This window comes from Streptomyces sp. SID8374, from assembly GCF_009865135.1.
GTDB lineage: Bacteria > Actinomycetota > Actinomycetes > Streptomycetales > Streptomycetaceae > Streptomyces.
The window spans coordinates 4,825,008-4,838,217 of record NZ_WWGH01000001.1 but is presented as its reverse complement, the minus strand read 5'-3'; the positions used below and the strand labels follow the sequence as shown (position 1 = coordinate 4,838,217).

Here is a 13,210-nt window from a genome sequence, read left to right as displayed (position 1 = left end):
CTCAGCGCAGCCGGAACGCCTTCATCACCTTGAGGCTGCGGGTCATGAACGCGGCGTACTTCTCGTCGTCCATGCCGAAGGACGGGGCGAGCGGGATCAGCCGCTGCTGGGCGACGGTCTGGGCCTCGGTGTACTTGAGGATGCCCTCGGAGCCGTGCCGCCGGCCGAGGCCGGAGTCCTTCATGCCGCCCATCGGGGACTGGACGCTGCCGTAGGCGGGGGCGTACCCCTCGTTGATGTTGACGGTGCCGGTCCGCAGCCGGGCGGCGACCTCGTGGCCGCGCTTGGAATCGGTGGTCCAGACGCTGGAGTTGAGGCCGTACGGGGTGGCGTTGGCCAGCGCGATCACCTCGTCCTCGTCGGTGAAGCGGTAGATGGAGACGACCGGGCCGAAGGTCTCCTCGGTGCAGACGGCCATCGGCGCCTCGACGCCGTCGAGGATGGTCGGCTCGTAGAAGAGCGGGCCGATGTCGGGGCGCGCGACCCCGCCCGCGATGAGCGTGGCGCCCTTCTCGACGGCCTCGGCGACATGGCGGCTGACCGTCTCCAGCTGGCGTTCGCCGACGAGGGAGCCCATGTCGGCGCCGTACGCGAGGGAGCTGCCGAGCCGCATGGCCCTGGTCCGGGTGGCGAACCGCTCCACGAAGTCGTCGGCGACGGACTCGTGGACGTACAGCCTCTCGATGGAGATGCAGAGCTGTCCGGCGGAGGAGAAGCAGGCGCGGACGGCGCCCGCCGCCGCCTTCTCCACGTCGGCGTCCTTCAGGACGAGCATGGCGTTCTTGCCGCCCAGCTCCAGGGAGACGCCGACCAGCCGGGAGGCGGCGCCGATCGCGACCTCGCGGCCGGTGCGGGTGGAGCCGGTGAAGGAGACGTAGTCGGCGCGGCTGACGACCTCGGGGCCGACGACGGGTCCCTCGCCCAGCACGACCTGGAAGACCTCGGCGGGCAGCCCGGCCTCGATGAGCAGGTCACGGGCCCAGAGCGCGGTGAGCGCGGTCTCGGTGTCGGGCTTCATCACGACGGCGTTGCCGGAGACGAACGCGGGCAGCGCGTCGCCCACGGACAGCTCGAAGGGGTAGTTCCAGGGGGCGATCTGGCCGACGACCCCGCGCGGCTGGCGCAGCTCGGTGACCTTGGTGAGGGTCGGGACGACACCGGTGTGGCGGCGGGGCTTGAGGTAGGAGGCGGCCTTGCGCCCGTAGTGGCGGGCGGCGACGGCGACGGCCTGCACCTCCTCGTGGGCGTGCAGGCGGGCCTTGCCGGTCTCCAGCTGGATGAGGTCGAGGACCTCGGACTGGCGGCTGAGGACCAGGTCGTGGAAGCGCAGCAGGATCGCGGCCCGCTGCCGTACGGGGGTGGCGGCCCAGGCGGGCTGGGCGGCGCGGGCCCGGTCGAAGGCGGTGGCGACGTCCTCCGGCGTGGACTCGGGCAGGTCGGCCAGCTTCTCGCCGGTGAACGGCGCGTGGTTGACCGTACGGCCCGATCCGACGACGCCGCGGATCAGCTGGGCGATCACCTCGGGGGTGACCACATCGGCGGCCGTGCGCACGCCGGCGGGGGCGACCGCGACGGGGTTCGTACCGAGAGGGGCGTCAGGGGCCTGCGAGTCCGTCATGAGGCCGAGAGTATGTCCAGCCGCACCCTTTGGGTACCCGTCGGTAACAGTTTTTCACAGGACCCGCCGCCCGCCCGGAGCCACCGCCGCGACCGAGCCAGTGATCGCTGGCGACATAACCGCTGATCAGTGGCTATGCGACAGTCCAGCCACCCGCGCCGCACCCGCCGCGCTCAGGAATCATGAATCTTCAGCCCGTCGGTGACCTCGGCGAAGATCTTGGCCCCGTCCTTCACCGCCTGCCCCTTCGCGGGCATCCGCACCCGCACATGCCAGTAGGGGTCGGCCGGGCCCTTGCCGGGGATCAGCAGCTCGTGGAAGCGGTAGCGCACCGGGTCGTCGTCGGAGGAGGAGGCGTACGGGATGTAGTCGGTGATCATCTCGACGGCGTCGCGCCCCTGGTGCGTGACCTTCTTGTACGTGACGGAGGCGTCCTCCATCTGTGTGGTGTCGGCCCCGCCCTTCTCGTAGTACGTCTTGCGGGCCGCCGCGTCGGGGCCGGGGTTGTCGCTGTCCGAGCTGTCCTCGCTCTTCAGCGTCCGGTGCCAGAAGTCGATCTCGAAGACGCCACTGGGGTCCGCGTACCAGACCAGCTCCCCGCCGTCCTCCTGCACCCGCTTGTACTCCTCGGGCACCGCCACGTCCGCCGACAGCACCTCGTTCTCCGGCCGGATCTGCCACCCCTCGGGCGGCCCGTCGCCAGCGAACGGGTTGACCAGGACGAGGACCAGCGCCAGGACGACCGCCAGCGCCCCGCCCGCCAGGCCGAACTGGGCGGCCCGGTTGCGGTGCAGCACCGGCGGCACCCACTTGCTGCCGCCCTCCTTCACGGCGAAGGCCTCCGTGGCGCGCGCAGGGGCGGCGATCTCCTGGAGGACCTGGCGGACCTCGGCGGCGGTCGGGCGGGCCGCCGGGTCCTTGCGGAGCAGCCGCATCACGAGCGGCCCGAAGGCGCCCGTGGCCCGGGCGGGCATCTGCGGTTCGGCGGAGAGCACGGCCTGAAGGGTGGCCGGGGTGTTCGAGCGGCGGTACGGGGACATGCCCTCGACGGCCGCGTACAGCACGACCCCGAGCGACCAGAGGTCCGAGGCGGGGCCGGGGTGCTGGCCGAGGACCCGCTCCGGCGAGATGTACTCGGGCGAGCCGACGAACGCCCCCGTCTCCGTCAGCCGCTGCTCCCCCTCCACCTGGGCGATCCCGAAGTCGGTGAGGACGACCCGGTCGGCGGTGCCGAGCAGCACGTTGTCCGGCTTCACGTCCCGGTGCAGGACCCCGGCGTTGTGGGCGGCGGCCAGGGCGTCGAGGACGGCGAGACCGATCCTGGCGGCCTCGCGGGTGTCCAAAATGCCTTCCCGGAGGCGGTCGCCGAGCGACTGGCCGCGCACCAGCTCCATGACGATCCACGGCCGCCCGTCCTCCACGACGACGTCATGGATGGTGACGACCGAGGGGTGGTCGATCCGGGCTGCGGACCGGGCCTCCACCTGCATCCGCCGGTGCGCGGTGGCGTGTTCACGCTCGCCCAGGTGGTCCGGTACGCGGGGCTCCTTGACGGCCACCTCACGGTCGACGACCTGGTCGTGGGCCCGCCACACCGTGCCCATCCCGCCGTGCCCGAGCCGGGCCAGCAGCCGGTAGCGCCCGCCGACGACCCGGTTCGCGGCGCCGTCGAGGGCGGTCGCGGGGACGGTGGGGGCGGGGACGGGGGCGGGGGGTGTGGAAGGCGGGGAGGGCGCATCGGCGGGCGGCGGAGGGGCCGGGGGGCCGGCGGCGGGCGGCGGTGTGCGCGGCGGCTGGAGTTCGTAGCTGGTGGGCTCGTTCGCCCGTCCCCCGTCATGGCTCATGGGGCCCATCCTGGGTCACGCCCGGGGGCGGGCACCACAGAGGCCGGTCAGCGGATGCAGAGCCGTGACGTACGGGGGGTCCGGCGGCCGTCACGTACGGGCGGGCGGCCGTCACGTACGTACGGGCGGGCAGGCGGCCGTGACGTACGAAGAGGGCGGCCGCCGATCAGTTCTGCGCGCCCGGCGCCCGCCAGCTGCGCAGCATGATGTCGAACTTCTCGCGGCTGTCCGCCCAGCCCTCCTGCGGCGCGGTCAGGTACAGCGCGTACTCGGGGCCGCCGGGCCCGCCGTAGTACATCTGGTCGATCCCGTGCCGGGGCCCCGCGTGGTCCTTGGTCTCGTGCCAGGTGAACTCCCAGAGCGAGCCCGGCCGGTCGCGGAAGGTGTTCTTCTCCAGCCTGATCCGCTGGTAGCCCGGCAGCCGGTCGGCCAGCTGCTCCTCCATGTTCTGCATGTGCAGATACGGATGGTCGAAGTCCGGGTCCGGGTCGACGCTGATCCGGATGCGGTGGGCCCCGTCGTCCGGGGTGTAGTCGATCTGCCCGTCGTTCACCTGGCGCGTCCAGTCCTTCGGGACGACGAGGCTGAACCCGGCGGGGTCGTCGACCCGGTGCCAGCCGTCGGGTATCTCCGGCGTGCCCTGGGCGGGAGCGGTGCCGGAGGGCGCCGGAGTGGTCCGCGGGGCGGAGGGGGTGGTGGGGGCGGTGGACGTGGTCGTCCGGCCGTCGGCCGACGCGCCCTGCCCGTACTTCATCGCGGCGAGCCCGGCCGCGCTCCCGAGGACCGCCGCCGCGACGACCACGACGAGGACCGTGCTCCAGCGTCCGGAGCCGGCGCGCCGGGTGACGGGGGCGGAGGTGTAACCCGTGACGGGGGTGGTCGGGGCGGGGGTGGAGGGGGCCGTTCCGGGGAGCCGGGCCGTGGAGCCGTCCGCGCTCGCGTACGCGAACCTCTCCTCCTCCACGACGCGTTGGGTCGGCACATGCGCCTGCGCCGAGCGCGGCTCGCGGCCCTCCATGGCGTCCAGCAGCATCTGCTCGGTCTCGGCGGCCGAAGGGCGTTCGGCCGGGTCCTTGCGGAGCAGCGCGGTGATGACGGGTCCGAGGGGACCGGCGTTGACGGGTGCGGGCGGTTCGTCGGTGACGACGGCCTGCATGGTGGAGATCGGGGACGTACGGCGGAACGGCGAGCGCCCCTCCACCGCCGTGTACAGCGTCGCGCCGAGCGACCAGAGGTCGGAGGCGGGGCCGGGGTCGCCGCCGCGTACCCGTTCGGGCGCCAGATAGTCGATGGAGCCGACCAGTTCACCGGTCCGCGTGATCGTGGAGTCGCCCTCGATCGCGGCGATCCCGAAGTCGGTGAGGAGCACCTGCCCGTCGCGGGCCAGCAGGACGTTGCCGGGCTTGACGTCGCGGTGCAGCACCCCGGCCCCGTGGGCGGCGCGCAGGGCGCTCAGGACGTGGAGGCCGATACGGGCGGCCTCACGCGGGGCGATGTCGCCCTTCTCCTTGGCCTCGTCGGCGAGCGAGGGCCCGTCGACGTACTGCATGACGATCCAGGGGCGCTTGTCGTACTCGATCACGTCGTGGACGGTGACGACGCCGGGGTGGGTGATACGGGCGGCGGCGCGCGCCTCCTTCTGGGTGCGGGCGTGCAGCACGAGCCGGTCGGCCTCGGCGACGTACAGCCCGGCGGTCAACTCCTTGACGGCGACTGTGCGGTGCAGCACCTCGTCATGGGCGCGCCACACCTTGCCCATGCCCCCGCGGCCCAGCACCTCGCCCAGCCGGTACCGCCCCGCCAGCACCAGACCCGCAGCCGTGCCCTGTGATCGATCCACGTGTGTCCCCGCCCCCGTTCCTCAGCTTGCCAGATTACGGAGCGCGGACGGCGGGGCGGAACGGGGGATCGCCCACGAGACCGCACTGTGATGGTTGTCGGCATCGCACAACGGCCGTGGTGACCGGCGCCCGATGACGTGCGGTCAGGGGTTGACCCGGTAGGAGGCGATGGCCTGCTGGTAGATCTCGGTGACCTTGTCGCGGTCGTTCACCGGCCCGATGACCTGGACGATGTGGTAGCGGCCGTCGACGATCATCACGAGGTTACGGGCGAACACCTCACGGCCGCCGCTCTCCAGCCAGGTGAACTGCCCCTCGGCCATGGCCTGTCGGCCCACGTCGACCCGGCGCAGACCGGACGAGGTGGACCAGCCGGAGTCCCGGAACGGCTGGAGTTCGGGCTCCTTGACGCGCTGGTAGTCCAGCGGGTCGCCGCCCGCCGCCTTCACGGTGTCCCGGCCGGGCACCACGAGGAGCGTGAACCCGTCGCTGCCGTACCGGATCTGACGGTCCGCGTTGGCGGGGCTGCGCTGCCAGTCCTTCGGTACGCCGACCTCGAAGCCCTCCGCGTCCTTGCGGAGCACATAGCCGGGGGCGAGGGCCACGGCGGAGCGGCTGGTCTGCGGCTGCTGGGAGCCGGGGTCGGTGCTCGTCCCGTCGGAGGGGGCGGGCGAGCCGGAGGCGGCGGGGGGCGGCGCGGCGGAGTTCGTGGGCTGTCCGGGCGCGCCCTGCTGCGTGCCCGGCTCCTGCTTCGGCATGAACATGAAGGCGTACGCGATCGCCGCGGCCATCAGCAGCAGGACCAGGATCAGCAGCAGCCGGCCGAGCTTGCGCGGCGAGCGCCCGTCGCGCGGCCGGGCGGGCTCGCGCAGCACCCTGGGGCCCTTGGGCTCACGGGGTGCGCGGGACGGGCGGGGTTCCCAGGCGTCGACGGGGTGGGCTCGGCCCTGCTCGGGATCGGGGGGCAGCAGCGACTCGTGGCGCGGCGGCGGCTGCCGCAGGTCGTGGCGTTCGGCGGCGCGCTGCTTCTCCAGCTGCTGCCGCTGCCGCTTGCCCTGCCGGTGGCGGCCGTGCGTGGAGCCCGAGCCGAACCGGCCCCGGCGCCTGCGGACCAGCTCGCCCCGGCGGCGTACGACGGGGAGCCGGGTGGCGTCGGGCGCGGGCAGCGGGACGACGTCGGCGCCCGCCTCCGGCTCGGGGGCGGACCGCACGAGCGAGCGCAGCCAGCCGCGCAGCTCCTCGAAGTCCGGCCGCTCGGTGGGGTCCTGGCGCAGCAGCGACTCGACTACGGGCCGCAGCGCGCCGCACTCCTCGGCGAAGGCGGGCGGCTCGGCGCAGACCATCTGGACCAGCTCGGCCGCGTTCTCCTCGGGGTAGGGGGCGTGGCCCTGGACCGCGCGGTAGAGCAGCGCGCCGAGCGCCCACAGGTCGGTGGAGGGGCCGATGGGCGGCGCGAGCTGCCAGTTGTCGTGGACGGGACCGGCCTGCTCGGGCGCCCAGCGCTCGGTGACGGGCCCGACGACGGCGATCCGGGCCTGCCGGGCGCGCTCGGCGGCGAGCGGGGTGGCGGGGCCCCGGTAGACGGCGGCCTTACGGCTGCCCGCGACGGCCTCCTCCCAGGCGCTGGAGGGGGCCCGCTCGGCCGGGAGCCGGGTGGCGGGGGCGATGGCCGCCTGCGCGGGGCGGCGGGAGTCGGCACGCAGCGCGTCCGCGCCGGAGCCGCCCGCGGGCACGGGCCGCCCGGCGCCGGGCCCGTCGTCCCAGGTCCCGGCGAGGTGGACGCGGCGGGGCGGGCGGGGGCCCTCCTCGTCGTCCTCGTCGTCATCGTCGTCGTAGGGATCCTCGGGGGGGCTGCCCCAGGGAGCGGTGAGACGGGGGCCGGGGAGGCCGGCGGAGGTGGGGGCGGGGGTGGTGGTTCCTGGGGTGGTGGCGTCAGGGGCGGACGTGCCGGGGGTGGTGGCTCCGGGGGCCGTGGTGCCGGGGTCGGTGGCTCCTGGGGTGGTGACGCCCGGGGCCGTGGCTTGGGGGGCGCTGACGTCGGAGGCGGTTGTTCCGGGGGGCGTGGCCTGGGGGGCGTTGTCGGAGGGGGTGTTGGCGTGGGGGGTGTTGGCGTGGGGGCCCGGCTCGGAGGTGCCGGGCTCGGGGCGCTGGACGGGCAGGATGCCGGGCGCGTACTGCTGCGGGCCTTGCGGCTCCTGCGTCTCCTTCGCAAGGTTCGCGGGGGTGCTCCCGGCCGCCTGCTGGCGGTCCTCGGTGACCCGGGCGGCGGCGCGGGCACCGGCCCGGTAGGCGGCGATCGCCCCGGCGCGCGCGGCCCGCAACTGAGCGGCACTCGCGGCTCCCGGCTCGGCGGGGGGCCTGGGGGCGGCGGTGTAGGGCACGGCGGGCGTGGCGGGCCGGGGAACGAGCTCCTGCCCGCCGGGCGTGCCCGGTGCTCGGTCCCGGCTGCCGGACGCGTCCGGGGCGTGGTTCTGGCCGTCGGGCGCCCCGTACGCCTCCTGTGCTCCGGGCGCCTCGTGGACACCGGGCGCCTCACGGGCCTCACGCGCCCCGGGGCCCCAGGGCGCCCGCCCCTCGCCCCGGTCCGGCCGGTACGCGTCGTCCTGCGGCGGCTGTGCCCGTACATACGGCGGTACGAGCGGGAGTTCCTGGCTGTCGTAGCTCTCGCCCGGCGGCAGCGAGTAGGCCCTCCGGCCCTCCGGCCCTCCGGGCCGCCCGTCCGGCAGCTCACCCGGCTCGTCGGCGTCGACCGCCTCGACGACCGGTATCCCGAGGGTGTCGTCGGCCGCACCGACCCCGGGCGCCTCATAGCCCCCCGGCGCCTCGTACGTCTCCGACGCCCCGTCATACGCGTCCGACGCCGACCCGTACGCGTCCGACCGCCCCCCGTACGTCTCCCCCGCCGGCTCGTCGTCGGGCAGCGGCTCGGGGGCGTACCCGCAGAGCGCCTCCTCGGCGGCGCCCGCTGCCAGGCCGGTGAGCATCACGCGGCCGTCGTCGCAGACCAGGACCGTGCGGGCGGTGATGTTGCGGTGGGTCCAGCCGTGCGTGTGGAGCACCCGCAGCGCGGTGAGCACGTCGGAGCCGATCTCGGCGGCCCGGTAAGGGTTCAAGGGGCGTTCGGCGAGGAGCGCGGCGAGCGGGCGGGCCGCGACCAGCTCGCTGACTATCCAGAGCGAGCCCGCCTCCGCGAACACGTCGAAGACCTGGTCCAGCCGGGGGTGGTCGGGCACCTGGGCGGCGGCCTGCGCGGCCTCGATCGCCCGCCGGACCGCGGGGTCCGTACTGCGGCGCACCGCCCGCCCGGTGGTGCGGCCGCCAGCCGACGACCGGCCGTCGGCGTCCAGTACCTCGGCGTCCACGATCTCCGGCAACGGCACCTGGCGGACGAGGACTTCCTGGCCGCTGTAGGTGTCGAACGCCCGGGTCTCGACCAGTTCGAACCCGTCGGACGGGGGCAGCGGAAGGCGGTAGCGGTCGGCAAGCACCCGACCCGCGTAGTCGTCCACGACGCCTCCCCAGAGCGCGCTGTTCCCCCGGCCATCGGACCGTGCGAATCAGTCAGTTGTGGTCATTCGGCGGGCAATTGACCCACTGTTCCGGCTGCGTACGGTCTCCGTCGTCTTACGATACGTGGCAACGCGGGCCAACGGGCCGGGTCGCACCAACCCGGCCCACCCAATACGCCTCGCGACCGGCCCCGCGCTGCCTCCCGGCGGCTACTTCGTGGGTGTGAAGGTGGCGAACGCCGTCTCGCGCAGCGTGCGGCACTCGTCGCCGTCCCACTCGTCCACCTTGCAGCTGATCATGATCGAGTAGCCGCGCTGGGCGTCGACCTTGAAGCCGCGGTTGAGCACCCGGACCCGGACGCCGTTGTGGCTGCGCTCGAACGTCCAGTCGGCGACGGTCGGATACCCGTTGTACTCGACCTTCTCTATGCTCACGTGCTTGTAGTTGTCGCTGAGGACCTTGGCGCTGGCGACGGCCCCGCGCCAGGCGGCGGCCGCGTCGTCCTTGGGCGAGCTGTTGAAGTCGACCTGGACCCGGGGGAAGCCGCCGCGCTCGGCGTTGTAGATGCCGCCGGAGTTGGCGCCCGCTATGGCCGTGCGCTTGAAGGTGCCCGGCATCGCCATGGTGAAGTGGAACCGGTCGTCGGTGACCGGCTTGTACCCGGCGGGCAGCGCGCCGCCCGGGTCATCCGTCTTCGAGTCGTCGCCTGCGGGGTCGTCCGTCTTCGGGTCGTCGCCCGACGGGTCGCCGGTCGGGTCCTCGGGCGCCTTGCCCTCCTCGGTGCCCTGGCCTTCCTTCTGGCCGCCCTCCGAACCGCTGCCCTTGTCGTCGCCCTCGCCCTCGGACCCGCCCGCCGCGGCTCCGGCGGAGGCCGCCGTGTCGCCCTTGCCCTCACCGGCGTTGGCCTTGTCGTCACCGCCGCCCAGGGTGAGGGCCAGAACGGTGCCGAGGATCGCCAGCACGACGACGGCCGCGATGATCGCGAGCGTGCGGCGCGGCACGACATCGGTGATCGAGGCGCGGGTGGCGGCCGGTGAGGTCGGCGGGCGCTGCGGGGGTACGGCCGCGCCCGAGGCGGCCCCGGCACCGGCCGGCTTGCCTGCGGACGTCGGGCCGGAGGCCAGGGCGGTGGTGACCCCGGGCCCGGACGGCGAGGCGGTCGCGGCCTTCCCACCGGAAGTACCGGAAGCTCCAGAAGTACCGGAGGCAGCGGAAGCGCCCGAAGTGCCCGGCGTGCCGGGAGGCGTGGCGGGCTTGGGCGGGGCGGCCGGGGAGCCGGTCGCCGGGGAGGCCGCGGCCGGGGAAGCGGAGAGCGCCGCCGCACCGGCCGCGCCCGCCGCGACACCGGAGGCCGCCTTCGCGCCGCGTACGGAACGCAGCGCTCCGCGCAGCCGGTCGCGCGCGCCCTCACCGGTCTCGCCCGACGCACCCGGCTGCTTCGTCAGCTTGGGGGACTTCGCCGTCTTCGCGGCCTTGCCGGCGCCGAGTTCGGCGTCGGGGACCGTCGGCAGGGCCATGACCTGGGTGGAGTCGGCGGGCGGGACGACAGGAGCGTTGATCACCTTGTTGAGCAGCGCCCGCGCTCCGGCGTCGTCGAGGCGCTGGTCGGGGTCGCGGGCGAGGAGCCCGTAGATGACCTCGGTCAGCGGGCCCGCGTTCTTCGGCGGGTCCAGCGGCTCGGTCATCACGGCCGTCAGCGTGGCGATGGCCGAGCCCTTGTCGTACGGCGGGCAGCCCTCCACGCTCGCGTACAGCAGTCCGCCGAGCGACCACAGGTCGGCGGGCGGTCCCGGCTTGTGGCCACGGGCCCGCTCCGGCGAGATGTACGAGGGGGCGCCGACGAGCATGCCGGTGGAGGTGACCGAGGGGTCGCCCTCCACCTGGGCGATGCCGAAGTCGGTGAGCACGACGCGGCCGTCCTCGGCGATCAGCACGTTGGACGGCTTCACATCGCGGTGCAGGATGCCCTCGCGGTGCGCCGAGCGCAGCACGTCGAGGATGGCGAGCCCGACCTCGGCGGCCCGCCGGGGCGTCAGGGTGCCGTCCTCGCGGATCGCTTCGGCGAGCGACTTGCCCTCGATCAGCTCCATCACGATCCACGGGCGGTCGTCCTCGTCGACCACGTCGTAGACGGTCACCGCGCCGTTGTTGCGGATCCGTGCGATCGCCTTCGCCTCGCGCAGGGTGCGCGTGATCAGCCGGCGCTTCTCGTCCTCGTCGATGGCGGAGGGGAACCGGAGTTCCTTCACCGCCACCGTGCGGCCGAGCGTCTCGTCCTCGGCGCGCCAGACCGTACCCATGCCGCCCCGGCCGAGCACTCCCCCGAGCCGGTAGCGCCCCGCGAGGAGACGACCGTTCTTGTCCCCTTGGGGCTCCCGTGCCTGCTCCGCCTCCGACATGCGTCCCCTCTGCGATCAACCCGCCCTGGCAGAGCGTTCATTGTCCCTCACCCCGGGACCGGTCCTGGTGCCGGGTCCGGGGTCCGCCGCGCTGCCGCGGTACGGCCCGAGGAGGGAATCTCCCACAGCCTCCTACCAACCGGGCCTCCCCGTCCAGCACCGACCGGACGGCCACCGCCGCGGAGCCGGGAACGTTCCGCTCAACTGGCCGGGACCTGAAGGGCGGTGGCCGCCCGGGTGAACGCGGGCCGGACGCGCTCCACTAGATCGGCACGATGTCCGGCGCACCGAGCCGCGCCGCGTCGGCGGTGAGGTCGTCGGGCTGGCGCTGCGACTCGCGCTCGGCCTCCACCCGCTTCTCGTAGTGCTCCACCTCCCGGTCGATCTGCCCCTCGTCCCAGCCCAGCACCGGCGCCATCAGCTCCGCGCAGAGGCGGGCGCTGCGGGTGCCCCGGTCGAAGGTCTCGATGGAGATCCGGGTCCGCCGGGTGAGGACGTCGTCCAGGTGCCGGGCGCCCTCGTGGGAGGCGGCGTAGACGATCTCGGCGCGGAGATAGTCGTCGGCGGCCGGCAGCGGTTCGCCCAGGGTGGGGTCGGCCAGGATCAGTTCCAGAATTTCCTCCGTCATTGAGCCGTACCGGTTGAGCAGGTGCTCCACCCGGACGACATGGAGGCCGGTGCGGGCCGCGATCCTGGCCCGCGCGTTCCACAGGGCCTTGTATCCCTCGGCGCCCAGCAGCGGGGTGTCCTCGGTGACGCAGGCGGCGACCCGCTGGTCGAGTCCGTGCACCGCCTCGTCCACCGCGTCCTTGGCCATGACCCGGTACGTCGTGTACTTGCCGCCCGCCACGACGACGAGGCCGGGGGCGGGGTGGGCGACGGTGTGCTCGCGCGACAGCTTGCTCGTGGCGTCCGACTCACCGGCCAGCAGCGGGCGCAGCCCGGCGTAGACGCCTTGGACGTCGTCCCTGGTCAGCGGGGTGTTGAGGACGGAGTTGACGTGTTCGAGCAGATAGTCGATATCGGCGCTGGAGGCGGCCGGGTGGGCCTTGTCCAGGTCCCAGTCGGTGTCCGTGGTGCCGATGATCCAGTGCCTGCCCCAGGGGATCACGAAGAGCACGGACTTCTCGGTGCGCAGGATGAGGCCGGTGGAGGAATGGATGCGGTCCTTGGGGACGACCAGGTGGATGCCCTTGGAGGCCCGGACGTGGAACTGTCCGCGCTCGTTGATGAGCCCCTGGGTGTCATCCGTCCATACGCCGGTCGCGTTGACGACCTGCTTGGCCCGGACCTCGTACTCCTTGCCGCCCTCGACGTCCTGCACCAGGGCGCCCACCACCCGCTCGCCCTCGCGGAGGAAGCCGATCACCCGGGCGCGGTTGGCGACCTGGGCCCCGTAGGAGGCGGCGGTGCGGACCAGCTCGGTGACGAAGCGGGCGTCGTCCATCTGGGCGTCGTAATACTGCAAGGCGCCGACCAGGGCGTCCTTCTTCAGCGCGGGGGCGACGCGCAGGGCGTGCTTGCGGGTGAGGTGGCGGTGGACGGGCAGACCCCGGCCGTGGCCCGAGGAGACCGACATCGCGTCGTACAGCGCGACGCCGGACCCGGCGTAGAACCGCTCCCAGCCCTTGTGCTGCAACGGGTAGAGGAAGGGCACCGGCTTCACCAGGTGCGGGGCGAGCCGCTCCAGGAGGAGCCCGCGCTCCTTCAGCGCCTCGCGCACGAGGGCGAAGTCCAGCATCTCCAGATAGCGCAGCCCCCCGTGGATCAGCTTGCTCGACCTGCTGGATGTGCCGGACGCCCAGTCGCGCGCCTCGACCAGGCCGGTCGAGAGTCCTCTGGTGGCGGCGTCCAGCGCCGTGCCCGCGCCGACGACGCCCGCCCCCACGACCAGCACGTCCAGTTCACGCTCGGCCATGGCGGCGAGCGCGGTGGTGCGCTCGGCGGGTCCCAGTGTCGCTGTCCTCACTGCTGCCTCCCGGTGGATCGGGGTGGTCG

6 protein-coding genes are annotated in these 13,210 nt (G+C 73.8%); all 6 read right to left on the bottom strand.

The window, feature by feature from the left end; all coding sequences use genetic code 11:
* Position 1: 1 nt before the first annotated feature.
* Complete coding sequence (locus GTY67_RS21680; RefSeq protein ID WP_161279714.1) at positions 2-1,618, bottom strand: succinic semialdehyde dehydrogenase; 1,617 nt, start codon at positions 1,616-1,618, stop codon at positions 2-4.
* Positions 1,619-1,791: 173 nt separating this feature from the next.
* Positions 1,792-3,462, bottom strand: coding sequence for a serine/threonine-protein kinase (locus GTY67_RS21675; protein WP_161279713.1), 1,671 nt, complete (start codon positions 3,460-3,462; stop codon positions 1,792-1,794).
* A 166-nt stretch (positions 3,463-3,628) separates the two neighbouring features.
* Entirely contained in the window at positions 3,629-5,302 is a 1,674-nt protein-coding gene (locus GTY67_RS21670) for a serine/threonine-protein kinase (protein ID WP_161279712.1), read from the bottom strand.
* Positions 5,303-5,446: 144 nt separating this feature from the next.
* Positions 5,447-8,812 (bottom strand): protein kinase, encoded by a 3,366-nt coding sequence (locus GTY67_RS21665; RefSeq protein ID WP_161279711.1) that lies wholly within the window; start codon positions 8,810-8,812, stop codon positions 5,447-5,449.
* A 210-nt stretch (positions 8,813-9,022) separates the two neighbouring features.
* Entirely contained in the window at positions 9,023-11,212 is a 2,190-nt protein-coding gene (locus GTY67_RS21660) for a serine/threonine-protein kinase (protein WP_161279710.1), read from the bottom strand.
* Positions 11,213-11,474: 262 nt separating this feature from the next.
* Positions 11,475-13,181: a glycerol-3-phosphate dehydrogenase/oxidase gene (locus GTY67_RS21655; protein WP_093692737.1), complete on the bottom strand. Its 1,707-nt coding sequence runs from the start codon at positions 13,179-13,181 to the stop codon at positions 11,475-11,477.
* Positions 13,182-13,210: the final 29 nt, after the last annotated feature.

Coding starts and splice junctions, on each gene's coding strand:
- GTY67_RS21660 (WP_161279710.1), bottom strand. CDS start 11,212: ATGTCGGAGGCGGAGCAGGCACGGGAGCCCCAAGGGGACAAGAACGGT.
- GTY67_RS21680 (WP_161279714.1), bottom strand. CDS start 1,618: ATGACGGACTCGCAGGCCCCTGACGCCCCTCTCGGTACGAACCCCGTC.
- GTY67_RS21675 (WP_161279713.1), bottom strand. CDS start 3,462: ATGAGCCATGACGGGGGACGGGCGAACGAGCCCACCAGCTACGAACTC.